Source organism: Lactobacillus sp. RTP31084st1_F9_RTP31084_210423 (genome assembly GCF_040919545.1).
GTDB lineage: Bacteria > Bacillota > Bacilli > Lactobacillales > Lactobacillaceae > Lactobacillus > Lactobacillus paragasseri.
This window is the reverse complement of record NZ_JBCOVH010000003.1, coordinates 134,667-161,320: the sequence shown is the minus strand read 5'-3', so window position 1 is coordinate 161,320 and position 26,654 is coordinate 134,667. Positions and strand designations below refer to the sequence as shown.

The window sequence follows — 26,654 nt, the reverse complement described above, 5'->3', positions numbered from 1 at the left end:
ACATGAAATTATTAGCAATTGTTGGTACGAATGCAGATTTTTCATATAACAGATTTTTGGAACAATTTATGGCTAAACGTTATCAAGATCAAGCTGAAATTGAAGTATATGAAATTGCTGACCTACCTCGTTTCAAGAAAGAAGCACAACCAGATAGCAAGGTTGAAGAATTTAAAAATAAAATTCGTGAAGCCGATGGTGTGATTTTTGCTACACCAGAATATGACCACGGAATCCCGTCTTCATTGAAGAGCGCAATGGAATGGACTGGTAGCCACGCTCAAGGAAATGCAGATGTGATGAAAATGAAGCCAGTTATGGTTTTGGGTGCATCTTATGGTATTCAAGGAGCTTCAAGGGCACAAGAAGAAATGCGTGAAATTTTACTTTCACCTGATCAAAGTGCTAATGTTTTGCCAGGAAATGAAGTTTTAATTGGGCATGCTGCAGATAAATTTGATAAAAATACTGGGGATTTATTAGACCAAGAAACAATCCATGCGATTGACTTGGCATTCAACAATTTTGTCAAATTTGTTGAACAAGCTAAAAAATAAGTAAAGTCTTATTTTTGCATTGTGAAAAAGAACTAGATAGATATTTTCTATCTAGCTTTTTTTGTCATTAAAGTTTATCATTTTAATGAAAGAAAGCATTTTCACAAAGCTTAGAAAAGAGAGATTGAGATGCTCGGTTTTTCAGTTTACTTGGATAAAGATTTAACAGCGGATGACCATAATTATTTGCTGGGAATGAGAAACGCTGGTTTTAACGAGGTATTTACTTCGTTGACCGGATTAAATGACAAAGCAGAGACAATTTTAAAGCGATTAAATCAGTTAACTAGTTGGTGCAAGGATCTAGAATTAAAGGTCATGGCTGATGTGTCGCAAGATGATTTACATTATTTAGGCTATGATTTAGCTGATGTAGAAAAATTAAAGACACTCAATGTTACAGGCTTAAGAATTAATGATCAAGTATTGATGCGGTTTGTATCTAAATTATCTAAATCTATGTGGGTATCTTTAAATGCAATTTATTTGCAGCCAGAAGATATTACCCATTTAAAAGAAGAAGCAGCTAACTTTGATCATATTAGGGCTTTATTTGATTTTTATTCTCAATCAGAAACTGGAATGGATGAAAATTGGTTTAAGAAGAAAAATCAATGGCTACGTAAATGTAATTTAGAAACGGCAGCTTTTATTTCAGGAGATGGCGTTAAGAGAGGTCCATTTTTTGCTGGAGAGACTACGCTTGAATCTCAACGAGGTGTTTACCCCTTAGCTGCTGCTCTTAACTTGAAAGGCTTAGCTTGCAGCAATGTTATTGTAGGTGATCGTCTAACTAGCGAAACGATCAAGTCTTTCGCGCGTTATACTAAAGAACATGCAATTACACTTCATGTAATAGATGAAGAAAGTTCACTTCTTGAAGAAAATCAGTGGCATAATTATTTGTATCTCGCTCAAGATATCGTTAGACTACATTGTGAAGGAAAATTGCCCCAACTTGAAGCTCAAGAGTTGCCTTTAGACCGTCCAGCTGGAACTATTAGTATTAATAGTAATGGCTTAAACAGCGATGAAGTCCATATTGCTAAGCGTAACTTACCAGCTGATAAAGAAGTAAGAATAGTTGGTAAGGTTTGTGCTAATGAGTGTAGTTTGCTTTCACATATTGAGCCAGGACAAAAAGTTGTTTTTAAAAAATTAGAAAAGTAGGGATTACAAAATGATTAGGCCCAACGTTTTACCACTAGAGCATGTGCCTAATGCACGTGATTTGGGAGGCTATGTAGGTTTTGATGGCCGTAAAATTAAAATGCACCGTCTTCTTAGAACTGGTAAATTATGTCAAATGACCAAGGAAGATGAAACTTTTTTACTTAATTATGGCTTAACTAAAATTATTGATTTACGTTCACCTAAAGAAATCAAAATTACTCCTGATGTTATACCAGCGGGAGTAGAACATATTGATAATCCAATTCATGGCAATCAAAGTGCAGAAACGGATCAAAAGATAGCGCAATTAAAGAAGACCTATACTAAAGATCAATATGCTGGTTTTAAAACGATGTGTCATCAATATTATTCTTCCGTTAGCCAAGAATACTCACAAAAGGCATTTAGAAGTTTGCTGAATATTTTTGCTAACACTAAAGATGGTGCAATTATTTTTCATTGTTCTGAAGGAAAAGATCGTACTGGTCTAGCTACAGTTTTAATTTTGTATCTTTTAGGCGTTGATATGGAAACTATCAGACAAGATTATCTATTTTCAAACTTAATGCTCGGAAGATATCAGGCTATGATGAATCAAAAGATAATCGATGAAGGCGGCGGTGTGATTTTACGTGCCAACGTTAGAAGTTTAGCAAGTGTTGCAAATGAATACTTAGATACAGCTCTTTTATTAATTGATGAAAAATATGATGGTCTTGATAACTATATTAAGAATGTTTTGAAGATTGATGATGAATTGATTCAAAGCCTAAGAGAATTATATTTAGAGCCAAAGAAGGCATCAAAATGATAGAGAACTATGCTTCAACCCCAATTTCAAAAGTTGGTCGTGGTTTAGGTACTGTTATTACTTTACAGATCTATGGCGATCAAAACGAAAAAATCCTAGATCAGAGCTTTGATTTAATTGCGGGATATGAGGATCGCTTAACTGTAAATCGTGATCATTCTGAAGTGATGGATATTAATCATGCCGCAGGTCTTCATCCTGTTCAAGTTTCGGCAAGTACATATAACTTAATTAAATTAGCAGTTTATGAAAGTAAGCAAAATTTTGGCTTTAATGCGCTTATTGGACCAGTTGTAAAACTCTGGCATATTGGCTTTAAAGGAGCACATGTTCCTACTGATGCACAGATTAAAGCAAAGATGGGCTTAACTAATCCTGATGATGTTGTTTTAGATGATGCTAACCAGACTGTCTTCCTAACTAAAAAAGGGATGGAACTTGATTTAGGAGGTATTGCTAAAGGCTATATTGCAGATAGAATTAGAGACCTTTGGCGTGCATACGATGTACGAGCTGGGATTATCAATTTAGGCGGCAATGTTTTATTCGTAAATAGTTCTCCAAAAAGGGCAAGTGGCGAATGGATTTTAGGTGTTCAAGATCCGAAAAAGAAGCGTGGAGATAACCTTACAACTGCGACAGTTCACGAATGCTCAGCTGTAACTAGTGGGACATATGAACGCTTTTTAGAAATTAATGGAAAAAAATACCACCACATTATTGACCCTAAGACTGGATATCCAGTTCAGACTCATGTGGCAGGGGTTACATTATTTACTAGGGATTCAGTTCAAGCAGAGATTGAATGTAAACGACTATTTTTTGCTGGTGGATCTATTCCTGGATGGAAAAATGATAAAGCCGGTCGCTATGGTGCAATATTTGTGTACGATGATGATTCAATTGAAAGAATCGGCGTATAAAAAAAGATTCGGAAATTTCCGAATCTTTTTTTGTGAAATATTAACCTACAGTTCGACTAATACCAAAGATTGTCTTAAAGACCCCGTTAGATAAACCTGGAGTGTTGTAAATAATCACTCGTAAAATTGGTGAATCGACTGTTTGCTGGATGAACCAAGGATTTTGAAAAGCTTGGCACATAGATAAGGCAACGTAAACTAAGAAGTAAGCTGCAATAAATGAAACAATTGCCCCGAGGACATTGTCTAACAGATTACTTAGCCCTTTATTAGTACGATCTCGTTTAGGGAGCCAGCCTTTGAATATTTTTAGAATCATCTTTCCGATAAACCAAATTACGAAGAAAGCTAAGAAACGGTAACCGATTAATTCCAGACTAACATTACCAGTTGTTGGAACTAGATTACCTGAGAATTGTTGGTAGAACCAATTTCCTAGGCTATTTTGACCTAAAATTGCAGCAGCAAAGACAATTGCCCCAAAAATCATATTAATAACACGTTGAGCAAATCCCAGCTGGTATCCTTTGTAGGTTTGGTAGCCAAGATAAAGAATCACAATAAGCGTAACAATCATGAATTTAACCCCTTTTGCTAATCATTATAGCCTATAGATATTGATTTAAATACATATTTTTTCAGACTTAGTTGTTTTTTGACGATTCTTAAAAAATACTACATAATTAAATACGTTAGTTTATGATGATGATAGTATTGTTAACCGACTTTAATTGCGGTAAATTAGGAGTGTGAAACTAGGTTTCACGGGTGAAAAATGAATCCAGAAATTTTTGCAGAAGAACTCGCAAATTACGGCTTTAAGCTTAGTAGTAAGCAAAAAGAACAGTTTGCGACATACTATAACAAATTAATTGAATTTAATAAAAAGGTCAATCTTACTAGAATTACTGATAAAAACGAAGTTTACTTAAAACATTTCTTTGATAGCATTACACCTCTTTTAGAATTTTCAGACTTATTTAAAGGTGAGAAGAGTTTATGTGATGTAGGTGCTGGAGCAGGATTTCCATCTTTACCAATTAAAATTTTGTGCCCAGACTTAAGCATTACCATCGTTGATTCTTTAGGTAAACGATTAAAGTTTTTAGATGAACTTGTAAGTGATTTAAGTTTAGATAAAGTTACTCTAGTTCATAGTCGTGCAGAGGATGCTGGACAAAATAAAAATTTACGAGAAAAATTTGATTTGGTTACTGGACGTGCAGTGGCAAGAATGAGTGTTTTGAGCGAGTATTGTCTACCTTTAGCTAAGGTTGATGGATATTTAGTTGCCCTTAAAGGACCTAAAGCACAGGATGAGTTAGCAGAAGCTAAAAATGCAATTGAAGTATTAGGTGGAAGCGTTAAAGAAGTGAAAGAATTGACGCTTCCTGATACGGATGATGAACGCACCTTGATTGTTGTTAAAAAAGTAAAAGCTACGCCAAAGAAGTATCCACGTCAGGCTGGCACACCGAATAGAAAACCACTTTAAATTTAATTGGAGGATTTAGATTATGGCATTTTCATTATTTGGCAATCGTCAAAAAAAGATTCCTGAAAGTAAGCAAGTTCAAGAAATTGAACTAGATAAAATTATGCCTAACCGCTATCAGCCACGCCATACTTTTAGTGATGAATCAATTGAAGAATTAGCGGCTACTTTGAAAGAACAAGGACTACTTCAACCTATTATTTTACGTAAGCCAGCTGATGGTCCTGAAGGTGAATACGAAATTATTGCAGGTGAGCGACGCTTTCGTGCAGCTCAATCACTGAAGTGGGCTAAAATTCCAGCTATTGTTGAGAATATGGACGATGAGAAAGCCGCTTCTTTGGCATTAGTTGAAAACTTGCAGCGTGAGAACCTTAATCCAATTGATGAAGCGCAAGCTTATGTGCAATTGATGAAAGTTAATAACTTAACTCAGACTGAATTAGCAGAGCAAATGGGAAAGACCCAATCATATATTGCTAATAAGATTAGATTGCTAAAATTAACTCCTAAGGTACAAGGTTTTTTAATTGATAAGAAGATTTCGCAACGTCATGGTCGTGCACTTTTAGCTTTAAATGAAGAAGACCAAGATACGGCTGTCAGTGAAATTATTAAAAATGGTCTAACTGTAAAAGAAACTGAAGAGATGGTAAAAGATCTTGACGGCTACCTTGAAGCACAGAAGCAGGCCAAAGAAGAAGAGCTTGAAGAGAATAAGCCTGAAAAAGAGAAGAAACCTAAGAAAAAAGTTCAAGTTCGAACAGCTAATGACTTTAAAGTACAAATTAATACCATTAAAAAAGCAATTAAAATGGCAAAAGATTCGGGAATGACTGTGAAGTATAAAGAAGATAAAAAGGGAGATTCCTACAAGATTACTATTGAATTGCTTAAAAAGTAAGCAAAGGGGTAAATATGGTTCAAATTATTTCGGTTGCTAATCAAAAAGGTGGCGTCGGCAAAACAACGACGACAATTAATTTAGGTGCCAGCATTGCAAATCATGGTTATAAGGTTTTAATTGTTGATATTGATCCTCAAGGAAATGCAACGTCTGGTTTAGGTATTGAAAAATCAACTGTAGATAAGGATATCTATAATGTTTTAATTGATGAAATTCCCCTGTCTGAGACAATTCATCATACTGAAACTAAAAACCTAGATGCAGTTCCTGCTACAATTCAATTAGCTGGTGCTGAGATGGAATTAACATCAATGATGGCACGTGAAACTAGATTGAAACAAGGAATTGATGAGGTTAGTCATGAGTATGACTTTATCTTGATTGACTGTCCACCATCTTTGGGGCAACTTTCAATTAATGCCTTCACTGCTTCAGATTCTATCTTAATTCCAGTACAGAGCGAATACTATGCAATGGAAGGGCTAAGCCAATTATTAAATACGATTCGTTTAGTTCAAAAGCACTTTAATAAAAACTTGGGCGTAGAAGGCGTTCTACTAACTATGTTAGATGCAAGAACGAATTTGGGCGCTGAAGTTGTTAAGGAAGTTCAATCTTACTTTAATAAAAAAGTGTATAAGACAATTATTCCGAGAATTACCAAATTGGCTGAAGCACCAAGTTATGGTAAGCCAATTACAGAATATGCTCCAAAATCTCGGGGTTCACAAGTGTATGATTCCTTAGCAAAAGAGGTGTTGAAAGCTCATGGTAAGAAACTCTAAAGAACCAAAAAAGCGTGGGTTAGGACGTGGGTTAGAAGCCTTATTTGATGAAAGCCCACAAGTGCAAGAAACTGAAGAAATTACAGAAATTCCTTTAGATGAAATTAGGCCTAATCCCTACCAACCAAGAAAGACCTTTGATAACAAGAGTCTAAAAGAGCTGTCTGAATCAATTAAAGAAAATGGTGTTTTTCAGCCAATCATAATCCGTAAATCAGTTAATGGTTATGAAATCATTGCCGGAGAACGTCGTTTTCGTGCTTCTAAGTTAGCCAAAAAAGAAACAATTCCAGCTATCATTCGTAAGTTTGATGAAGCACAGATGATGGAAGTTGCAGTTCTAGAAAATTTGCAGCGTGAGGATTTAACACCACTAGAAGAAGCGCAAGCTTATGAAATGTTGCAAAAGAATTTGGGCTTAACGCAGGCTGAAGTTTCTAAAAGATTAGGAAAATCTCGTCCGTATATTGCAAACTATCTTCGTTTACTTACCTTGCCGCAAAAGACTAAACGTCTTCTTCAAAGAGGAGAATTATCAATGGGGCAAGCAAGAACATTGCTTGGCTTAAAAGATAAGGATGGAATCGATGACTTAGCTAAAAAAGTGGTTAAGAACGGAATTACTGTTCGTCAATTAGAGTCATTAGTGGCTAAGTTAAATGAAAAAGAAAAGAAGCCTAAGAAGAAGGCTATTAAAAAGTCTGCTTTTATCAGAGCTAGCGAATCTCAATTAACTGATAAATTTGGAACTAGCGTAAACATTACAGAAAGCAAAAAGGGAAATGGTCATTTAGCGATTGATTTTGCTTCAACTGATGAATTAAATCGAATTTTAGATTTACTAGGGATAAATTTAGATAAATAATTAATTAGGAGTGATTTTTCATGTATCATTTGGGCGATGTAGTGCAGATGAAGAAACCACATGCATGTGGTGAAAACAAGTGGGAAATCTTGCGGATGGGTGCAGACATTCGCATTAAATGCTTAGGGTGCGGTCATTTAATTATGATGCCTCAAGCAGAATTCAATAAAAAATTAAAAAAGGTGCTGCATTCAGCAAATGATCCAGTTAACTTAAAAGAAGAATATTATGTTCCAAAGGAAAACATTGCTGTACCACACTTTGAATAAAACCAATTAAGAGGAGAAATATAATGTCATTAACTGCAGGTATTGTTGGATTGCCAAATGTTGGTAAATCTACTTTGTTTAACGCGATTACTAAGGCTGGTGCTGAAATGGCAAACTATCCATTTGCTACTATTGAACCAAATGTGGGGATGGTTGAAGTTCCAGATAGTCGTCTAGCTCGCATTCAAGAATTAATTCCAGCTAAAAAGATTGTTCATACCACTTTTGAATTTACTGATATTGCTGGTTTAGTAAAGGGCGCATCTAAAGGTGAAGGACTTGGAAATAAATTCCTTGAAAACATTCGCCAAACGGATGCAATTGTTCATGTAGTAAGAGCTTTTGATGATGACAATATCACTTCAGTTACTGGTAAAGTTGATCCTGAAGAAGATATCAACACCATTAATCTTGAATTGGCAATTGCCGACTTAGATGCAGTTAACCGTAGAATTGGAAAAGTTCAAAAAGTTGCACAACAAGGTGATAAAGAAGCTAAGGCTGAAATGGCTGTTTTGAACAAGTTAAAACCTGTTCTTGAAGAAGGAAAGGCTGCCCGTTCAATTGATTTTAATGAAGATGAACAAAAGATTGTAAAGGGGCTATTTTTACTTACTTCTAAACCAGTTATTTATGTTGCTAATATTGCTGAAAGCTCAATGGCTGATCCTGAAAGTGATAAGTATTACCAAATTGTTAAAAAGCATGCTGAAAGTGAAAATGCTGAAGCTTTAGGCATCAGTGCTGCTACTGAAGAAGAAATTGCTTCAATGGATGAAGATGAAAGAAAAGAATTTCTTGAAATGGAAGGCGTTGAAGAATCTGGTCTTGATCGTTTAATCAAGGCTGCTTATCATATTTTAGGACTTCGTACTTTCTTTACTGCTGGTGGTCCTGAAACTCGTGCTTGGACTTTCCATGAAGGGATGAAAGCACCACAAGTTGCTGGTGTTATTCACTCAGACTTTGAACGTGGATTTATTCGAGCAGAAGTTGTTTCATTTGATGACTTAGACAAACTTGAAACCATGCAAAAAGTTAAGGAAGCAGGAAAGCTTCGTCTTGAAGGAAAAGATTACGTAGTTCAAGACGGTGATATTATTGAATTTAGATTTAATGTTTAGGAGTTTTTTGAATGGATCCAAAAGATCAAAACAAGAGTGAAAATACTGAAGCAGCTAAAAACTCAACAGTAGGTAACGTAAAACAAGAGAAATTAAAAAAGGCACATGAACAAAATTCTCGTGAAGAAGAGATTAAGAAGATGCCGCCAAAAGAATTACGAAAGAAGTTAAGTAATAAAAATCAAGATTATGTCTTTCGTTTGGAAAAATTTCTGGCAGAAGATCAAAACTACACTATGGATCAAGTAGAACCTGCAATTGATCAAATCTTGCCAGAAATTATTGTTGCACAACGTAAAGGTATTCCAGCATCCAGCTTGTACCAAAAAGCTCCAAGAGAAAAAGCAATTGAAATTGCTAATCCAAAAAAAGAAGCACCAAAAAGCAAGTTTTGGATGCATGCAGTAGATAATGGTTTACTTTACTTTGCAATTTTTGCTGGGTTCTTTGGCTTAGTACAATTATTTAGCCAAAATCCAAAACAATCAGGCGTACAACAACAATTAGGTATTTTTACAATGATTGTTGTTACTGTTTTGTTTGGTATTCTGATGGCTTACTACAGCGATTTAATGACTAGAGATAAAGAACATCGCCCATCTGTCTGGAAAATGATTTTAATTGGGGCTATTCTAGTGGTTATAATGATGGTAGTAATTAATCTTACTGCACTTCCTGCCTTTAGAGTGATTAACCCAGTTCTTAACCCTTGGGTTTACATTGTGTTAGCTGTCATTGCGTTCTTTGGCCGGAGATGGTTCCGTCAAAAGTACCATGTTGTCGATCCACTACAAATTAAACGTGAAAATGAGATTGCAGCACGTAGAAGAAATCGCAGAAGTTAAAGCGTGACTATTTAATTAAAGTAGTCTACAGTATAAATAAAGATAGCAAATAATGTGTTTGTTAGAGGAATGAATAGACGGCGCGAGGCGTCTATTTATTTTTATCTTTTTTAAGTTAAAAGAACGGGGGTTTTATATGGTTAATGTGTTACGTAAGTCAATTCGGCAATATAAAAAATTGTCATTGACTTCCCCAGTCCTAGTTGCAGGTGAAGCTTTAATTGAAATGCTGATCCCGTACTTGGTTGGTATTTTAATTGATAAGGGAATTATGAAAGGAAATATGGGATACATCAATAAATGGGGCCTAATCCTTTTCGTATTAACTTTAATTTCCTTATCTTTAGGTGCAGCTGCCAGTTACGTTTCTGCACATGCAGCAGCCGGCTTTGCAGCTAATTTAAGAAAAGATATGTTTTATCATATTCAAGATTTTTCTTTCAGTAATATTGATAAATTTTCTAGCGCTAGTTTGGTAACGCGACTTACTACAGACGTAACTAATGTACAAAACGCTTATCAAATGCTAATCAGAATTGCCGTTCGTGCACCGCTGATGCTAATTTTTTCAATTATTATGTCAGTCATAATTAGTCCAAGACTATCTTTAATCTTTGTGGTAATTGCTCCAATCTTTGTTTTAATTTTGGCATTAATTATTAAAAGTGCATATCCTTACTTCCCACGTATTTTTAAAGGATACGATGTAATGAATCAGGATGTTCGTGAAAATATTCGTGGAATTCGTGAGGTAAAGACTTACGTTCAAGAAGAAGCTCAAATTGAGAAATTTGAAAAATCTTCAGGTTTTATCTATAAGCTTTTCTCAACTGCGCAGAAAATCATGTCACTTAATGCGTTAGTTGTAATGGCAGTTCTTAATATTTCAACTTTAGCAATCTGCTGGTTTGGTGCTAAAGAAATTGTTGGTGGAAGCTTGCAAACTGGACAATTAGTTTCAATGTTTTCATATTCAAACTCTGTTTTATTTAGTTTAAACATCCTAGCTATGATTACTACGCAATTGGTTATTTCAGAAGCTAGTGGTAAACGTATTGCAGCTGTTTTAACTGAAAAATCAGCGATTGAAAACCCACGTAAACCACTTAAAGATGTGACAAACGGTGATATTGTTTTTGATCATGTTAACTTTAAATACTCGCCAGATGAAAAGCATTATGCTTTAGAAGATATTAATTTACATATTACGCCAGGTGAAACAATTGGTATTATTGGTGAAACTGGTTCATCAAAATCGACTTTAGTTTCCATGATTCCGCGTCTTTATGATGTAACATCTGGTGCAGTTAGAGTGGCTGGACATAATGTTAAGTCATATGAACTAAAGGCTCTTCGTGATAAAGTTGCAATGGTTTTACAAAAGAATGTTTTGTTCAGTGGAACTGTTGAAGAAAACTTAAAATGGGGAAATAAAAATGCAACGCACGAAGAAGTCGTAGCTGCTGCTAAAATTGCACATGCTGATGGCTTTATTCGTGAAATGCCAGATGGCTATAATACTATGATTGAACAAGGCGGAAATAATGTTTCTGGTGGTCAAAAACAAAGAATTACGATTGCACGTGCATTGTTAAAGAATCCGGAAATTCTAATTCTAGATGATTCAACTTCCGCAGTTGATACAACAACTGAACGTGAAATTCGTGAATCTTTGGCTAAAGATATGCCAACAACGACTAAGATTATTATTTCGCAAAGAGTTGTTTCAATTAAAGACGCTGATCGGATTATTGTTATGAATCATGGTACCATTCAAGCAATTGGAACTCATGAGGAGCTAATGAAGACTAATGAGCTTTATCGCTAAGTTCCAAGAAGAAAATAATGCAGGAAAGTAGGTGAGAGAACTTTATGGATCAAGCAAAACAACAAACTAAAGGAAATCGTCTTAAAGTTTTAGGTCGTCTGCTAAAAGTAGTCTTAACTACTAGTCCTTGGATGTTAATCGTTTCAGTAATTACCATCATTTTGGCAGCTGGATCAGCGGTAATTGGATCCTTATTCATTGAGCGATTAATTGATACATATGTTACTCCCTTACTGCATGAAAAGGTTCCTAACTATGGTCCATTACTGAATGCAATTTTAGTAATGTTTGGAATTTATGCAATTGGCTTTATTTCTAACTATCTTTTTAGCATGCTAATGGGAGTGTTAGCTCAAAAAGTTCAATTCCGGGTTCGTAATGAGACATTTACCCACATGGAATCTCTGCCGATTGCTTACTTTGATCAAAATAATTATGGTGATATCATGAGTCGCTATACTAATGATATCGACACCTTAATGCAGATGATCTCACAATCGCTACCACAATTTTTGAATTCAGCTCTAAGTTTGATTTTTGTTATTGTGGCAATGTTCAGTTTAAGCTGGCAATTGACTTTATTCTCTTTTATTATTTTTGGTCTATCATTTGGAATTGTTAGATTTTTAACTGTGAAGTCTAGCTACTACTTCAAGGTTCAACAAAATAAATTAGGTCAAATTAACGGTTATGACGAAGAAATGCTTAATGGTTTAAAAGTCATTAAGGTCTTTTCACATGAACCTGAAGCTGAAGAGGGCTTTGATAAATTTAATGAAGAACTGCGTGGAGCATCTGGGAAGGCTAATACTTATGCGACCGTTTTGTTCCCAATTATGGGTAATATGGGAAATTTATTGTACGTATTAATTGCCTTTATCGGAGGAGCTGCCGCAATTAACGGCTGGGCACCATTGACTTTAGGTGCAATTGCTTCTTTCTTACAATTATCGCGGCAATTTAGTATGCCGATTGCTCAGATTTCACAGCAATTGAATTCAATAGTTTTGGCTTTAGCTGGTGCGCAGAGAATTTTTGAGTTAGAAGATGAACCTTCGGAAGTTGATAATGGCGACGTTATTATGTCGGCCAATCCCGACGTTAAAAATAGTTGGTATTGGGATGTTCCTGAGAAGAATGGTGATATTAAAAAAGTTCCAATTAAAGGACATATTGTTTTTGATCATGTGAACTTTTCATATGTTCCTGAAAAGCAAATTTTGCACGATATTAATATTGATGCTAAACCGGGTATGAAAGTTGCCTTAGTCGGTGAAACTGGTGCTGGTAAGACGACTATTTCTAATATGCTTAATCGTTTCTATGAGATTCAGTCTGGAAAGATTACGTATGATGGCGTTCCAATTTCTCAAATTAGAAAAAATGATTTACGCCATTCTTTATCGATTGTTTTACAAGAAACGCACCTCTTTACTGGTACGATCATGGACAATATTCGATTTGGAAAACCAAATGCGAGTGATGACGAGGTTTATCAAGCTGCTCGTTTAGCACATGCTGATGAATTTATTCATGAGCTAGATGATGGATATGAGACTGTAATTGATGGAGATGGTGGCGATTTGTCACAAGGTCAAATGCAGTTATTAAGTATTGCTAGAGCCATGATTGCTGATGAACCGGTGATGATCTTAGATGAAGCAACATCAAGTATTGATACTAGGACTGAACGAATGGTTCAAGCAGGGATGGATAACTTGCTTGCTGGTAGAACTAGTTTTGTGATCGCCCACCGTTTATCAACCATTGTTAACTCAGACCTCATTTTAGTTCTGGATCATGGTCATATTATTGAACGTGGTAATCACGAAGAACTTTTGAAGCAAAAAGGCTATTATTACGAGTTGTATACTGGTAAAAAAGAATTAGATTAGTTAGAAAATGAACTCTAGATATTTTTTCTAGGGTTCATTTTTTATGATTCTTTAAAAACGTGGTTTAATTTAGGTAAATAGATGTAAAACAGGTAAAATATTAATAATAGTTTTTTTACGTGATAAATATAGAATAAGGAGACATTCCTCATGAAGATCTTAGTTGTTGATGATGATAAAGAAATCGTTGAATTATTAAGTATATATTTAAAAAATGAAGGTTATGAACCAATTGCCGCTTATAGTGGTAAAGAAGCCTTAACTAAACTTTCTACTAATCCAGAGATTGCATTGATGATTCTTGATATTATGATGCCACAAATGTCGGGAATTGAAGTTATTAAAGAGGTTAGAAAAGATTCAGAAATTCCAATTTTAGTTGTTTCAGCTAAGACTAGCGATATGGATAAAATTCAAGGATTGATTACTGGAGCAGATGATTATGTTGTTAAGCCATTTAACCCATTAGAAGTAATGGCGCGAGTAAGATCATTGCTCCGTCGCAGTCAAAAAGAAGTCAAAGACGACAAGCCAGATGTATTAGAAGTAGGACCCTTAGTAATTAATAAGGACTCACATGAAGTTAAGACTTTAACAGGGAAAGTTATTCAATTAACTGCTTTAGAGTTTGGAATTTTATACATGCTTGCTAGTCATCCTAATCGCGTATTTAGTGCAGATGAAATTTTTGAAAGAGTATGGCAACAAGAATCGGTTGTTTCAGCTAAAACAGTTATGGTTCACGTTTCTCACTTGCGTGATAAGATTCAAAAAGCAACTGATGGAGAAGAAGTTATCCAAACAGTTTGGGGAGTAGGCTATAAAGTAGAGGCTTAGTAAGGATGAAAAAACAAAAAGTAATCCTAACCACGAAAGAAAAAAGTGAATTATTTGGCGAAGGCGTTATAACTGTTATTCTGCTTTTGCTATTGAATCTTTCGATTATTATTTTGCTTAATTTGGCAGTATTGAATGATCCACGTTTAGAAAATGGTATATTCTTTCTCAAAAAGACAATTACTTTTGCTAACGGGATGCATTTATGGTCTTGGCAACGACTTTTTGTTGGTGTTATGTTAGTGGGCGATGCCATTGTTGTTTACTGGCGATTGATTAGGAGATATCGTCAAATGCAACTGCGGCATGTTATTGAAGAATTACATTATATAGCTGATGGTCACTTTGATCATCGAATTCCTTTTGTAGTAAAGACAGATTTACAAAAGGTAATCGATTCAATTAACGCTTTAGTTGATAGTACCGTAGCTTCAATGGAAGAAGAGCGCCAGATTGAGCAATCAAAGGATGATTTGATTACTAACGTATCTCATGATATCAGAACACCGCTAACTTCAATTATTGGCTACTTGGGTTTATTAAAGAGTAGCGAACTAAATGAGGATCAAGCTAAATATATTAAAATCGCCTATGATAAAGCTCTACAAATGAAAGCTTTAGCTGAAGACTTATTTGAATACACTACGCTTCGTTCGTCAACGAATAATAAACTAGTCTTAGCACCGCTCCATGTTAATTCAATGCTTGAACAGGTAGCAGCTGGTTTTGAATTAGAAGCAGAAAAGAAAAACATTACCTTTAATGTAGTAACACGACCAAGAGATTTAGTAATTGATGCTGATGCTAAAATGATTGTGCGAATGCTAAATAATTTGATTTCAAACGCCTTGAAATATGGTCATGGTGCAACTGAAATTAATTTAATTGCCAATAAGGTGAATAATAAATTTGTAGAACTTAGAGTTGAAAATAATGGGGAGCAGATACCTAAGAAGTCTTTGCAAAAAATCTTTGATCGCTTCTATCGAGTAGAAAGTTCAAGAAATTTAAAAACCGGCGGTACTGGATTAGGTTTAGCGATTACGAAAAGTATTGTTGACTTACATGGCGGGACAATTAAGTGTCAGTCAACATCAGAATTAACTAGTTTTATTATTCAACTACCACTCAATAGCCCCAAAGCAAAATGATGGTGTGCTATAATTTAGGCTGAATTGATTAAAAAATTGGGGAGAAAAAATGAGCGATTCTAGCATTTCTTTAAACACTTGCATCTTAATTTTGAAGGAACACCACTTGCTTAAGTCAAGTGCAGTACAAGATGCGGTTCCAACTAAAATGAATTATATTTCATATGATTCACGTGATATAAAAACAAATACCTTGTTTTTCTGTAAGGGTAAAGGCTTTAGACCTACTTATTTATCAATGGCTAAAGATAGTGGAGCTACTTGTTATGTAGCAGAACAACCATATCCAGAAGGTAAAGGAATGCATGCTTTAGTTGTTAGAGACGTAACTAAAGCCATGGCTCTTTTATCGGCTGCTTTTTACAGATTCCCGCAAGATGATTTATATGTTGTAGCCTTCACTGGTACAAAAGGTAAAACTACATCTGCTTATTTCTTGAAAGGGATGCTTGACCAAATTAACGGGGGTCGAACAGCTTTATTTTCATCAGTAGATGATATTGTCGGACCAAGGCCTGAAGATAAGTTCAAGTCTAGTTTGACTACGCCTGAAAGTTTAGACTTGTTCCGTGATATGAGAACAGCTGTTGATAATGGTATGACTCATTTGGTAATGGAAGTTTCTAGTCAAGCTTATAAGAAAAATCGTGTCTTTGGTTTAACCTATGATCTAGGATTTTTCTTAAATATTACTCCAGACCATATCGGTCCAAATGAACACCCTAACTTCGCAGATTATCTGCATTGTAAATTACAATTAATGGTTAACTCGCGTAAGTGTATTATTAACGCAATGTCAGACCACTTTGATGAAATTTATGCAGCAGCAACTACGACTACTAATCCAGATAGTATCTATTTGTTTGCTAGAAATGATTTCGAAAATCCTAACTTAAAACAACCAATTGATTTCCGTTTCCAATCAGTTGAAACAGACATGAAGGAAACTGAATTTAAGTTATTCTGTGCTTCTGAAAAAGCTAAGAAATTACCAATCGCTGGAGATTACACTCTTCAAATGATTGGTGACTTCAACGAGATGAATGGTACTGCTGCAATTATTGGTGCTGGTCTTGCTGGTGAAAGCTATGCAGAATGTGCTAAAGGAATTCGTCACGTAACAATTCCAGGTCGAATGGAAACTTTACCATCAAAGAACCATGGGACAGTTATCGTTGACTATGCACATAATAAGGCCTCAATGATAGCCTTAATGAGCTTTATGCAACGTGAATTCAATAATCCAAAGATCATTGTAGTTGTTGGAGCTCCTGGGGATAAGGGAGTATCACGTCGCCCTGGATTTAGTGAAAGTTTGACTGCATATGCAAATAAGGCATTTTTGACTACTGATGATCCTGGTTTTGAAGATCCAATGGATATTGCTCAAGAAATTGATGCTGGCATTGATCATGAAAAAGTTGATGTCACAATTGAATTAGACCGTGAAAAGGCAATTCATGATGCAATTGCAATGTCTAATAAAGATGATATTGTTTTAATTTGCGGGAAGGGTGCAGATCCATTCCAAAAGATTCGCGGAGTAGATACACCATATCCAACTGATATTAAAGTGGCTGAAAGTGTAATTAATGAATTAGAAAAAGACGATGAGGAATAGTTATGAAGCACTTTTTCTCAATTATTGGCGGAATGGGGACAATCGCAACTGAAAGTTATGTCCGCTTAATTAATCACCGAGTTAAAATCGCTAAAGACCAAGATTATTTGAATTATATTTTAGTAAATGATGCTCAAATTCCCGATCGAACTGCTTATATCATGGATCATAGTAAGCCTAACTTTTTCTATGATTTAAAAGATGATGTTTTAAGTCAAGCAAAGCTTAATCCTGATTTCTTTGTGATGCCATGTAATACCGCACATTATTTTTATGACGATTTGGCTGCATTAACTGATGTACCATTTTTACACATGATGCGGATTGCTGTGCATAAATTTGTAGATGATTTTCCTAAGGAAGAAAAAATTGGCTTAATTGCAACTGAAGGTTCTATCTATGATCATTTGTATGTGGACGAATTAGAACGCGTTGGCAAGAAGGTAGAATTAGGTGGTCCCGAAATTCAGCCTATGGTCAATGAATTAATTTACAGTGATATTAAGGAAAAGGGTATTGTTGATCATGATTTGTATCATAAGATCTTGAAGACAATGCATGATAAATATGGTTGCAATGTAATTTTATTGGGATGTACGGAATTATCGCTTGCTCAAGAAAAGGCACCAGATCATCCTTATAATGTGATTGATCCTCAGTCAATTATTGCTGATGTTTCAATTGAACTTGCTTTGAAGATTCGTAATGGAATAGATCCTAAAGAGGCAACTGCAAAATATATGTATAAATAAGATAAAGCCTCTCAGTTTTAGACAGCTGAGGGGCTTTTTTGGTATAAAAAAAGATTTCTAGGAGGAATATTGATATAATTGGGCATAACTTTAATAGAATTTATTTAGAAAGAAAAAGCTATGTTACAAGTAAAAAATTTGAATAAAAGCTTTGGAAGTAAACAAGTTTTATTTGATATTAACTTCAAAGCAGATAATGGAAAAATATTAGGCTTAATTGGTAAAAATGGCTCAGGAAAAACTACTCTTTTTCATAGCATTCTGAAGTTTGTTAAGTATCAGGGCGAAATTACTATTGATAATCGTTCTTTTTCAAGCCGTGACTACAATTCTGTGGGGTATTTGCCAGAAGAGCGTAGTTTAATGCCTAAGCTCACAGTTTTAGACCAAGTCAGCTTTTTAGCTATTTTAAAAGGCATGAAAAAAGATACTGTAAAGCATGATTTGCAGGACTGGATGCAGAAATTAGAAGTTAAGGGCAAGACTACTGATAAAATCAAGAGTCTATCTAAAGGAAACCAACAAAAGATTCAACTAATTGCAACACTTATTCACCAGCCAAATTTAATTATTTTAGATGAGCCATTCAGTGGTTTAGATCCCGTAAATGTTGAAATAATTAAAAATGTAATTCTTCAAGAAAAAAGGCGTGGTGCAACAATTATATTTTCTGATCATGACATGTCTAATGTTGAAGAATTATGTGATGATGTAGTGATGATTAACAATGGTCATCTTGTTTTAAATGGTACGGTAAATGAAGTGCGAAATAATTTTGGCCTAACACGTCTATTTATTAGGGCAGATTTAGGACTTGATGAGGTCAAGAAATTACCTGGGGTAGAAAATGCTATTTTACAAAATAATGGTATTTATAAGCTTTGGCTAGCAGCAGCTAATTATGGCCAAGAAATTTTTAAAATTTTGTCTCATGGAGAATATTTGCAAACTTTTGATCAAGAACCACCAACTTTAGATGAAATCTTTAAATTGAAAGCCGGTGAAAATAATGAATAAGACTTGGTTAGTAGCTAAAGAAACCTACCGCAGGGAAGTTAAAAATTGGTCATTTTTATTGATGATTTTTGCACCATTTATTGTGTTAATTATTTCATTTTTCTTTGGAATGAGTTCGTCTTCGGCTTTTGACGATAATACAAAAGTGGGTATTGTGAGCCAAAACGAGGGTTTAGTTCAGCCTTTAAAGAAAACCAAAGATTTTGATATGTATAAGAATAAGACAAAAGCTGAAAAAGCATATCAGGCTGGAGACGTTAGTGGCTATATTGTCGTTGAAAATACTTCTGCTCAGTTAGAAGCGACTTACTATGGTACGGAAAGACTTGATAGTGATCTTAAAGAAGAATTGATGCGAGGTTTAAACGCCCAGCAACAAGTACTTAATCTAAAGAATGCAAAACTTAGTGAGCAGCAGCTAAAATCACTTTCTCAAAAAGTTAAATTTACTGAAAAAACTAATAGTAAAAAGCTGGATGCAAATGATGAGAAAAATTTGAAAACGGCTACTTTTTGGATTTTGATTTTTGTTTTGTACTTTTTGGTTCAGACTTATAGCACTATTATGGCGCAAGATATTGCCAGTGAAAAAGGGACTAAGATCATGGAAATGATCTTTTCAAGTATGCCAGGTGGAAATTATTTTGATGGTAAAGTTTTAGGGATTTTTATGGAAATTCTTACACAATTAATAATTTATGCACTAATGTTTTCTGGATTTTATTATTTAGCTCCACAAATTGATAGAGTTAAAGAAACCTTTACTCAAGTAAAACCGGCAATTGATCAAGTTTTAGGACAAATAATTTCATGGGGATTAGTATTCGTGATTTTAGGATTGATCCTATATATTGTCTATGCTGCGGTTTGTGGTGCAATTGTAACTAAGGCAGAAGATGCTAATAAGGCGGTTCAACCTCTAGTTTATTTGACTTTACTTGGTTTATTCAGCAGCATGAGTTTGTCTAATAACCCCGACAGTATTTTTGCAATAATTATGTCTTATGTACCATTTTTATCTTCTTTCTTAATGCCACTTCGGCTAATTAAAGGAAATGCGACAAATCTAGAAGCTGGGGTTTCAATGGTAATCTTAGTGATATTTTTAATGGGATCGATTTTGTGGATTAGAAAAATTTACCCAAGTTTAATTTTACAAACTGATGATAATGGCATGTGGAAAAATATGAAACGTGCATTGCAAGGAATAAAAGAATAAAAATTTATATTAGATGACTGCTCTTCGTTCAAAAGGAGAGCGGTCTTTTTTATGATAAAATTGGAGGCGAATACAAGATGATGAGGCTGAATATGAATAGAAATAATTTGGAAAAATATATAATTGATCGCAATCAAGTTAAAATAAAGTTTACTAATTCCATTCTTACTTTATCTGTTTTAACTTCTGAAATAGTTCGTGTATTTCAAGATCGCGGGTGTAGCAATAATTCTTATGCAATTGAAGGAAGTAAGACTAAAGAAACAAGTTTTAAAGTTAAAAAAATAGCTAATTATTTTGAACTGAAGACTTCAAAACTAATTATTAAAATTTATGATGATGAAAAAATTGATGTTTACGATGAACAAGAAAATCCATTAATTATTGATTATCGTGGTAACCGAATTCCGCTTGATCGTCAAGTAGATGCTAGCCATCAAAAATTAGCAGAATCTGAAGGACATGAAGTAGCAGTTGGTACAGAAAAGAATAGTCATTATTATGAACTAGTTAAGGAATTATCAGCAGACGAACAGTTTTACGGCTTGGGAGATAAGACGGGATTTTTAAATAAACGCCACTATGCTTATGAAAATTGGAATACTGATAATCCAGAGCCCCAAGTAGAGAGCTTTATGCGACTTTATAAATCTGTTCCATTTTTAATTGGTTTAAAAAACAATCATCCCTATGGGATTTTTTTCGATAATACGTATCATAGTTATTTTGATTTAGGAAAAGAAAGCAATAAGTATTACTACTATGCAGCTGATGATGGAAATATTGACTATTACATTATTGGCGGCAGTAGTTTAAAAAAGGTTGTTGAAAACTATACCTATTTAACTGGTAGAACGCCGCTGCCGCAGAAATGGACTTTAGGTTATCAACAGTCTCGTTGGGGATACAGCATTAGTGCTGAGAAAGTGGGAGAAATTGTTGATAAAATGCGTAAATATCATCTTCCATGTGATGCGATTCATTTAGATATTGATTATATGGATGGCTATCGTGTTTTTACTTGGCGGACGGATACCTATGACGATCCCAAGAAATTTATCAATAAATTGCATAAATTAGGTTTGCACATTATTACAATTATTGACCCGGGTGTGAAAAAAGATGAATCTTATCAGATTTATCAAGAAGGACTTAAAAAAGGTTATTTTGTCAAGGCGCCAAATGGTCAAGTTTATGTTAATAAGGTTTGGCCTGGGGATGCGGTTTATCCTGATTTTGGTCATAAAGCAGTTAGAAAATGGTGGGCAGAAAATTGTAAGTTCTTAGTTGATTTAGGCGTTGACGGAATTTGGGATGATATGAATGAACCAGCTTCATTTAATGGAGAAATTCCTGAAGATATCATTTTTAGTGATGAAGATAAAAAATCAACACATGGTAAAATACACAATGTTTATGGTCATAATATGGCTAAAGCAACTTATAATGGCTTAAAGAAAGCAAGTGGCAAGCGACCATTCGTGATTACTCGTGCTGCTTATGCTGGAACGCAAAAATATTCTACTGTTTGGACTGGTGATAATCAAAGCTTATGGGTTCATCTACAAATGATGATTCCGCAGTTATGCAATCTCGGAATGAGCGGGTTTGCATTTGCAGGAACTGATATTGGCGGATTTGGTGCTGATACTACACCTGAATTATTAACAAGATGGATTGAAGCTGCAATTTTTAGTCCACTTCTTCGAAATCATGCAGCTTTAGGAACACGCTCGCAGGAACCATGGGTATTTGGCGAGCCAACTTTATCAACGTACCGTAAATATTTGCAGCTTCGTTATCACTTTATTCCTTACCTTTATGACCTGTTTGTCAAAGAAAGTAAAAACGGCTTACCACTTATGCGACCTTTAGTTTTAAACTATCCAACTGATTCAATGGTTAAAAATATGAATGATGAATATATGGTTGGTACGAGAATTTTAGTTGCACCGGTAGTTGAAGAAGGGAAAAACTTTAGAGCTGTTTATTTACCGCAAGGTGAATGGATTGATTTTTGGAATAATGTTACGTATAGTGGTAACAATACAATTTTAGTTAATGCGCCGCTTGATAAATTGCCTTTATTTATTAAGAAAGATACGATTTTGCCTTGGGGAAAATTGAAGAATCATATTTCATCTAAACCAGATGAAAAGATGATCTTTAGAGTGTTTGGCGAACATGGTAACTATACGCATTATCAAGATAATGGTGCTGATTTTGCTTATAAAAATGGTGAATATAATTTGTATGAGATAAATATTGATAAAAATAGAACAAGTATTAATTTGAAAAAACATGGCTATCAACCGATCTATCAAAGAATTGAGCTTAGAGCTATGGACAAGAAAATAGACTTTATTTTTAAGGATCAAAAGTATATACAAATTTGATAATAAATTAAAAGTTAGCGATTAAGTCGTTAGCTTTTTTATTTAGGCTTAGCTTTTCATGAAGTTAGTTATGACTAATAATGAATGAATATGACCGATTTTGAAGAAAAATGATTGATTTTATAATTGAAAGCGTTTATCATATTAAACGAGGTGATGATGAACGATGCTGACTGAAGAACGTCAACAAGCGATAGCAAGTTATATTAATAATCATAGTATCTGTCGTGTTAATGAGTTATGTAAGTTGACTAAGTCGTCAGAGTCAACAATTCGCCGTGACCTCATTGAATTAGAAAAACGTGGTGTAATTGTACGTGTACATGGTGGTGCACGTTCATTGCAAGATTATTCACGCGATGTTGAACAGCAGGTTAGATTTAATCTTAATGTTGATAAGAAGCGTGAAATTGCTCGTTTTGCCGTAATAAACCATATTACTAGTGGAGACCATATTTTCCTTGACGCTGGAACGACAACGTATGAAATGGTGTCATTTTTGCGAGAAATTAAGGATTTACATGTGTTGACCAATGGTGTTGATATTGCATTAGCATGTTTAGAGAATGGTATTCAGACTCGCTTGTTAGGGGGCGAGGCGAAGATTGAAACACATGCTGTGGTAGGTAATACTGCAATGAAACAACTGCAGGAAATGAATTTATCTGTTTCATTTATTGGTGCCAACGGTTTAACAACAGAAGGGCAATTTACTACTCCAGATCCTACAGAAGCTGGAATAAAAAAGACTGCTATTGAACAAGCAAAAGAAGCTTTCGTTTTAATGGATAGTAGTAAGATTGGAGCAGCAAATTTTGCAAGCTTTGCACATATCAATGAGGCAATACTCATCACTAACCATTTAAATATAGGCAAGAAGAATCTTCTACCTAAACAAATCAGAGTTGAGGAGGCTCGGTCATGATTTATACTGTTACAGTTAATCCAGCATTAGATTATGTTATGCAATTAAAAAAGGTTGATGCTGGTAGCGTTAATCGTTCAAATGATTGTCAATTTTTAGCTGGTGGCAAGGGAATTAATGTTTCGCAAATCTTAAACCAACTTGATGTTGATAATACTGCTTGGGGCTTTGTCGGTGGTTTTACTGGCAAGGAATTGGTTCGCCAATTAAACGTTAAAAAAATCGAAAGTGATTTTGTAACTATTTCTGATGATACCCGTGTTAATGTAAAAGTTCATGCTCAAAAAGAAACTGAAATTAATGCGGCTGGTCCAAAGATTGATGAACAAGAAATTACTGCATTTAAGGCGCGTTTGGATGATCTTAATGAAGGCGATATTGTTGTATTAAGCGGTAGTTTAGCACCAAGTTTACCAACAGATTTCTATGAGCAATTGTTACCAACTATTAGAGAAGCCGGTGCCGAATTTGCAATTGATACAACTGGTGAAGCTTTACTTGCAACTTTGAAGTATCACCCATTAGTTATCAAGCCTAACCATCATGAATTAGCTGCTTTGTTTAATACAAGCTTTGCTAATGATAAAGAAATGCTTGAAGCAGCTAAGAAGCTTTTAGATATGGGAGCACAAAATGTCATGATTTCTATGGCGGGTGATGGTGCTTATCTAGTAACTAAGGACCACATTTATCATGCAAGTGCCGCTGTTGGTACTGCAGTTAACTCTGTTGGGGCTGGAGATTCAATGATTGCTGGTTTCGTAGGTACTTACTACAAGACTCATGATGTTGTTGAAGCATTGAAAGTAGGATCTGCTTGCGGCGGAGCTACTGCATTTACTGAAGACATTGCAGTTAAGAGTCAAATCGATACTGTTTTGCCACAAATTACAGTTGAAGAAGTAAAGTAGTTAAAAATAAAAAATAAAATTAGGATAAGGAGTTACTTTCATGAAAATTGAAGATCTTTTAAGTCCTGATTTAATGATTATGGATCTTAAGGCTACTACTCAAGAAGAAGCAATTAAAGAAATGGCTGATCTTGAAGTAAAGCAAGACGTTGTGAATAACGAAGACGAATTCATTAAATCAATTTGGGCTCGTGAAAAAGAATCAACAACTGGTATTGGCGATGGAATTGCGATGCCACATGCAAGAAACAAATATATTAACCGTGCTGCTGTTTTATTTGCAAAGAGTCCTAAGGGAATTGATTATAATTCTCTTGATGGTCAACCAGTTCACTTATTCTTTATGATTACAGCACCAGCTGGTGCTGATAATACGCACTTACAAGCATTAGCCAAATTATCTAGTTTATTAATTAATCCAGATGTTGTGAGTGCTTTGAAGGCAGCAACTAAGCCAGAAGAAGTAATTGATATTTTTAAAAAGGCTGAAGCTGAAAAAGATGCTCAAGATAAGGCTGATGCTGAAAAAAGAAAAGCAGAAGCTGCAAAAGAAGCAGCTAAGCCTGCTAATGAGCAAAAACCTCTAATTGTTGGGGTTACTGCATGTATTAATGGTATTGCTCACACTTATATGGCTCAAGAAGCTTTAATTAAGGCTGGTAAGAAATTAGGCGTTGATGTTCGAATTGAAACTAATGGTTCTGAAGGTGTGAAAGACAGACTTACTCCTGAAGAGATCAAACGCGCTAAAGGTGTTGTTATTGCTTCTGATAAGAAAGTTGAAATGCCACGTTTTGATGGCAAAGAACTTGTGATGAAGCCTGTTGTTGATGGTATTAATCATCCACAAGAGTTAATTGAAGATATCTTAGAAAATAAAGCTCCGATTTATCATGCTGATAGTAATGCTAGTGCTAACGATGATAGTGCCAAAGAAAAACAAGGCTTATGGGCTTCGATCTACAAGAACTTAATGAGTGGTATTAGCCACATGCTTCCATTCGTTATTGGTGGTGGTATCTTAATGGCCATCTCCTTTATCGTTGAAAACTATATGGCTGGTGGTGCTAAGAATCCTGCATTTATTTTCTTAAACAGTGCAGGTAACTTGGCCTTTGCCTTCATGGTTCCAGTTTTAGCTGCTTATATTGCTGAGTCAATCGGTGACTTGCCTGCTTTGATGCCAGGATTTGTTGGTGGTTACATGGCAGCCATTGTTAATGGGACTAACGGCTTACAAGTTAATGTTCAAGCTCATGCTGTATCTCCAGCAGGTTTCTTAGGTGGTATTGCCGCAGGTTTTATCGCTGGATATATGATGATTGGCTTGAAGAAGTTGTTTGCTAAACTTCCAAAATCTGTAGAAGGTATGAAGCCAATGTTGATCTACCCAATCTTGGGCTTACTCTTCATTGCGTTGATTATGTTCTACATCATCAACCCAATCTTTAGTTCAATTAACTTTGCTATTACCCACTTCTTGAATAGTATGGGGACTGGAAACCTCGTAATTTTAACTTTAATCCTAGCAGGGATGATGGCTATCGATATGGGTGGTCCTTTCAACAAGGCTGCTTACGTCTTTGCTTCAGGTGCTTTTGCTAATGATCCGCATTCTGCAACTGCAGCTGTTATGGTAGGTGGAATGGTTCCTCCATTTGCTACTGCAATTGGTACTACTTTCTTTAAGAATCGTTACACTAAAGAAGAACGTCGTGCTGGTGTTTCAAACTGGATTCTAGGATTCTCATTCATTACTGAAGGTGCTATTCCATTTGCTGCAGCTGACCCAGGTCGTGTTATTCCTTCCTGTGTAATTGGTTCTGCAGTGGGCGGCTTACTTGTAGGATTATGGCATATTCAAGTACCAGCTCCTCATGGTGGATTATGGGTATCTCCATTATCTAACCACATTCTACTTTACTTTGTTGCTACAATTATTGGTTCTATTGTAGCTGGATTAATCATGAGTTTCTGGAAGAAACCTATTTCTAAAGATCCAGATGAGTAAAAATAATTAATTTAAAAGCAAGATTCCAATTTTATCGGATCTTGCTTTTTTGTATATTAAATAACATATAGAAATTTGTGATTTGTATAGGATTAAAATTATGGTATTTATGGTACCGCATTATGTATTGATATATAGCAAATAATTTATAACATTGGCAAGCCGCAAATTCACACAAAAATCACAAATTGTACACAATTGGATCATAGATCCTCAGTATACTTACTTATTGTAAAAAATAAATATTATAAAAGGTGAAGTAAGCGATTACTATATAAATTAATCGCTAGCATGAAAGCTATAACTTAATACTCACCTAATACTAGAAGTATGAGGG

23 protein-coding genes and 1 pseudogene are annotated in these 26,654 nt (G+C 35.0%); 23 read left to right on the top strand and 1 reads right to left on the bottom strand.

Annotated features, from left to right (window positions below; genetic code table 11):
• Positions 1–2 precede the first annotated feature (2 nt).
• The 4 genes from nfr2 to AB5359_RS08070 all read left to right on the top strand — a co-directional run bounded on the left by nfr2 (position 3) and on the right by AB5359_RS08070 (position 3,464).
• Entirely contained in the window at positions 3–557 is a 555-nt protein-coding gene (gene nfr2, locus AB5359_RS08085; protein WP_003649936.1) for an NADH-dependent flavin reductase subunit 2, read from the top strand.
• Between the two features lie 129 nt (positions 558–686).
• Positions 687–1,727 (top strand): MupG family TIM beta-alpha barrel fold protein, encoded by a 1,041-nt coding sequence (locus tag AB5359_RS08080; protein ID WP_048685955.1) that lies wholly within the window; start codon positions 687–689, stop codon positions 1,725–1,727.
• Between the two features lie 10 nt (positions 1,728–1,737).
• A complete protein-coding gene (locus tag AB5359_RS08075; protein ID WP_048685954.1) occupies positions 1,738–2,541 on the top strand; it encodes a tyrosine-protein phosphatase in 804 nt (267 codons plus the stop codon).
• Positions 2,538–3,464, top strand: a complete 927-nt coding sequence (locus tag AB5359_RS08070; RefSeq protein ID WP_003649939.1) for an FAD:protein FMN transferase — start codon at positions 2,538–2,540, stop codon at positions 3,462–3,464. Before AB5359_RS08075 ends, AB5359_RS08070 begins: the two co-directional genes overlap by 4 nt.
• 40 nt (positions 3,465–3,504) lie before the next feature.
• On the opposite strand, the gene AB5359_RS08065 is transcribed toward AB5359_RS08070, so the two are convergent.
• Positions 3,505–4,041: a CvpA family protein gene (locus tag AB5359_RS08065; RefSeq protein WP_003649940.1), complete on the bottom strand. Its 537-nt coding sequence runs from the start codon at positions 4,039–4,041 to the stop codon at positions 3,505–3,507.
• A gap of 198 nt (positions 4,042–4,239) precedes the next feature.
• On the opposite strand from AB5359_RS08065, the gene rsmG reads away from it, so the two are divergent.
• From rsmG to AB5359_RS07970, 19 genes and pseudogenes are all read left to right on the top strand, one after another.
• Entirely contained in the window at positions 4,240–4,959 is a 720-nt protein-coding gene (rsmG, locus tag AB5359_RS08060) for a 16S rRNA (guanine(527)-N(7))-methyltransferase RsmG (RefSeq protein ID WP_020807087.1), read from the top strand.
• Between the two features lie 22 nt (positions 4,960–4,981).
• On the top strand, positions 4,982–5,863 hold the full coding sequence (noc, locus tag AB5359_RS08055; protein WP_003652133.1) for a nucleoid occlusion protein: 882 nt from the start codon (positions 4,982–4,984) through the stop codon (positions 5,861–5,863).
• A 14-nt stretch (positions 5,864–5,877) separates the two neighbouring features.
• Entirely contained in the window at positions 5,878–6,651 is a 774-nt protein-coding gene (locus tag AB5359_RS08050; protein ID WP_003649943.1) for a ParA family protein, read from the top strand.
• Positions 6,635–7,516 (top strand): ParB/RepB/Spo0J family partition protein, encoded by an 882-nt coding sequence (locus AB5359_RS08045; RefSeq protein WP_003649944.1) that lies wholly within the window; start codon positions 6,635–6,637, stop codon positions 7,514–7,516. Before AB5359_RS08050 ends, AB5359_RS08045 begins: the two co-directional genes overlap by 17 nt.
• A 20-nt stretch (positions 7,517–7,536) precedes the next feature.
• Complete coding sequence (locus AB5359_RS08040) at positions 7,537–7,785, top strand: DUF951 domain-containing protein (protein WP_048685951.1); 249 nt, start codon at positions 7,537–7,539, stop codon at positions 7,783–7,785.
• 23 nt (positions 7,786–7,808) lie between these two features.
• Complete coding sequence (ychF, locus tag AB5359_RS08035; RefSeq protein ID WP_003649946.1) at positions 7,809–8,909, top strand: redox-regulated ATPase YchF; 1,101 nt, start codon at positions 7,809–7,811, stop codon at positions 8,907–8,909.
• Positions 8,910–8,920: 11 nt separating this feature from the next.
• Positions 8,921–9,754: a DUF1129 domain-containing protein gene (locus tag AB5359_RS08030; RefSeq protein WP_003652130.1), complete on the top strand. Its 834-nt coding sequence runs from the start codon at positions 8,921–8,923 to the stop codon at positions 9,752–9,754.
• A gap of 136 nt (positions 9,755–9,890) precedes the next feature.
• A pseudogene (locus AB5359_RS08025) lies at positions 9,891–11,613 on the top strand (ABC transporter ATP-binding protein).
• A gap of 13 nt (positions 11,614–11,626) precedes the next feature.
• Positions 11,627–13,477 carry an ABC transporter ATP-binding protein gene (locus AB5359_RS08020; RefSeq protein WP_020807081.1) on the top strand — a complete coding sequence of 617 codons (1,851 nt, stop codon included), beginning with the start codon at positions 11,627–11,629 and terminating at the stop codon, positions 13,475–13,477.
• 150 nt (positions 13,478–13,627) lie between these two features.
• Positions 13,628–14,314, top strand: coding sequence for a response regulator transcription factor (locus AB5359_RS08015; RefSeq protein ID WP_003649950.1), 687 nt, complete (start codon positions 13,628–13,630; stop codon positions 14,312–14,314).
• Between the two features lie 5 nt (positions 14,315–14,319).
• Positions 14,320–15,465 carry a cell wall metabolism sensor histidine kinase WalK gene (locus AB5359_RS08010; protein WP_003652122.1) on the top strand — a complete coding sequence of 382 codons (1,146 nt, stop codon included), beginning with the start codon at positions 14,320–14,322 and terminating at the stop codon, positions 15,463–15,465.
• Between the two features lie 49 nt (positions 15,466–15,514).
• On the top strand, positions 15,515–17,086 hold the full coding sequence (locus tag AB5359_RS08005) for a UDP-N-acetylmuramoyl-L-alanyl-D-glutamate--2,6-diaminopimelate ligase (RefSeq protein WP_077410534.1): 1,572 nt from the start codon (positions 15,515–15,517) through the stop codon (positions 17,084–17,086).
• A gap of 2 nt (positions 17,087–17,088) precedes the next feature.
• The gene (locus AB5359_RS08000; RefSeq protein WP_048685944.1) at positions 17,089–17,838 is read left to right on the top strand and encodes an aspartate/glutamate racemase family protein; all 750 of its coding nucleotides are present in this window, start codon (positions 17,089–17,091) and stop codon (positions 17,836–17,838) included.
• A 120-nt stretch (positions 17,839–17,958) separates the two neighbouring features.
• Positions 17,959–18,855: an ABC transporter ATP-binding protein gene (locus AB5359_RS07995; RefSeq protein WP_048685942.1), complete on the top strand. Its 897-nt coding sequence runs from the start codon at positions 17,959–17,961 to the stop codon at positions 18,853–18,855.
• A complete protein-coding gene (locus AB5359_RS07990; RefSeq protein ID WP_048685940.1) occupies positions 18,848–20,074 on the top strand; it encodes an ABC transporter permease in 1,227 nt (408 codons plus the stop codon). The genes AB5359_RS07995 and AB5359_RS07990 overlap by 8 nt, the downstream gene beginning before the upstream one ends.
• Positions 20,075–20,166: 92 nt before the next feature.
• Complete coding sequence (locus AB5359_RS07985; protein WP_048685937.1) at positions 20,167–22,470, top strand: glycoside hydrolase family 31 protein; 2,304 nt, start codon at positions 20,167–20,169, stop codon at positions 22,468–22,470.
• Between the two features lie 166 nt (positions 22,471–22,636).
• Positions 22,637–23,395: a DeoR/GlpR family DNA-binding transcription regulator gene (locus AB5359_RS07980; RefSeq protein WP_048685935.1), complete on the top strand. Its 759-nt coding sequence runs from the start codon at positions 22,637–22,639 to the stop codon at positions 23,393–23,395.
• A complete protein-coding gene (gene pfkB, locus AB5359_RS07975; protein ID WP_003649958.1) occupies positions 23,392–24,306 on the top strand; it encodes a 1-phosphofructokinase in 915 nt (304 codons plus the stop codon). Before AB5359_RS07980 ends, pfkB begins: the two co-directional genes overlap by 4 nt.
• 40 nt (positions 24,307–24,346) lie before the next feature.
• On the top strand, positions 24,347–26,317 hold the full coding sequence (locus AB5359_RS07970; RefSeq protein WP_077410532.1) for a fructose-specific PTS transporter subunit EIIC: 1,971 nt from the start codon (positions 24,347–24,349) through the stop codon (positions 26,315–26,317).
• The last annotated feature ends 337 nt before the right edge of the window (positions 26,318–26,654 follow it).

Excerpts from the sequence above, each read along its gene's own strand:
- nfr2 (WP_003649936.1), top strand. The coding sequence starts at position 3 with ATGAAATTATTAGCAATTGTTGGTACGAATGCAGATTTTTCATATAAC.
- AB5359_RS08080 (WP_048685955.1), top strand. The coding sequence starts at position 687 with ATGCTCGGTTTTTCAGTTTACTTGGATAAAGATTTAACAGCGGATGAC.
- AB5359_RS08075 (WP_048685954.1), top strand. The coding sequence starts at position 1,738 with ATGATTAGGCCCAACGTTTTACCACTAGAGCATGTGCCTAATGCACGT.
- AB5359_RS08070 (WP_003649939.1), top strand. The coding sequence starts at position 2,538 with ATGATAGAGAACTATGCTTCAACCCCAATTTCAAAAGTTGGTCGTGGT.
- AB5359_RS08065 (WP_003649940.1), bottom strand. The coding sequence starts at position 4,041 with ATGATTGTTACGCTTATTGTGATTCTTTATCTTGGCTACCAAACCTAC.
- rsmG (WP_020807087.1), top strand. The coding sequence starts at position 4,240 with ATGAATCCAGAAATTTTTGCAGAAGAACTCGCAAATTACGGCTTTAAG.
- noc (WP_003652133.1), top strand. The coding sequence starts at position 4,982 with ATGGCATTTTCATTATTTGGCAATCGTCAAAAAAAGATTCCTGAAAGT.
- AB5359_RS08050 (WP_003649943.1), top strand. The coding sequence starts at position 5,878 with ATGGTTCAAATTATTTCGGTTGCTAATCAAAAAGGTGGCGTCGGCAAA.
- AB5359_RS08045 (WP_003649944.1), top strand. The coding sequence starts at position 6,635 with ATGGTAAGAAACTCTAAAGAACCAAAAAAGCGTGGGTTAGGACGTGGG.
- AB5359_RS08040 (WP_048685951.1), top strand. The coding sequence starts at position 7,537 with ATGTATCATTTGGGCGATGTAGTGCAGATGAAGAAACCACATGCATGT.
- ychF (WP_003649946.1), top strand. The coding sequence starts at position 7,809 with ATGTCATTAACTGCAGGTATTGTTGGATTGCCAAATGTTGGTAAATCT.
- AB5359_RS08030 (WP_003652130.1), top strand. The coding sequence starts at position 8,921 with ATGGATCCAAAAGATCAAAACAAGAGTGAAAATACTGAAGCAGCTAAA.
- AB5359_RS08020 (WP_020807081.1), top strand. The coding sequence starts at position 11,627 with ATGGATCAAGCAAAACAACAAACTAAAGGAAATCGTCTTAAAGTTTTA.
- AB5359_RS08015 (WP_003649950.1), top strand. The coding sequence starts at position 13,628 with ATGAAGATCTTAGTTGTTGATGATGATAAAGAAATCGTTGAATTATTA.
- AB5359_RS08010 (WP_003652122.1), top strand. The coding sequence starts at position 14,320 with ATGAAAAAACAAAAAGTAATCCTAACCACGAAAGAAAAAAGTGAATTA.
- AB5359_RS08005 (WP_077410534.1), top strand. The coding sequence starts at position 15,515 with ATGAGCGATTCTAGCATTTCTTTAAACACTTGCATCTTAATTTTGAAG.
- AB5359_RS08000 (WP_048685944.1), top strand. The coding sequence starts at position 17,089 with ATGAAGCACTTTTTCTCAATTATTGGCGGAATGGGGACAATCGCAACT.
- AB5359_RS07995 (WP_048685942.1), top strand. The coding sequence starts at position 17,959 with ATGTTACAAGTAAAAAATTTGAATAAAAGCTTTGGAAGTAAACAAGTT.
- AB5359_RS07990 (WP_048685940.1), top strand. The coding sequence starts at position 18,848 with ATGAATAAGACTTGGTTAGTAGCTAAAGAAACCTACCGCAGGGAAGTT.
- AB5359_RS07985 (WP_048685937.1), top strand. The coding sequence starts at position 20,167 with ATGAATAGAAATAATTTGGAAAAATATATAATTGATCGCAATCAAGTT.
- AB5359_RS07980 (WP_048685935.1), top strand. The coding sequence starts at position 22,637 with ATGCTGACTGAAGAACGTCAACAAGCGATAGCAAGTTATATTAATAAT.
- pfkB (WP_003649958.1), top strand. The coding sequence starts at position 23,392 with ATGATTTATACTGTTACAGTTAATCCAGCATTAGATTATGTTATGCAA.
- AB5359_RS07970 (WP_077410532.1), top strand. The coding sequence starts at position 24,347 with ATGAAAATTGAAGATCTTTTAAGTCCTGATTTAATGATTATGGATCTT.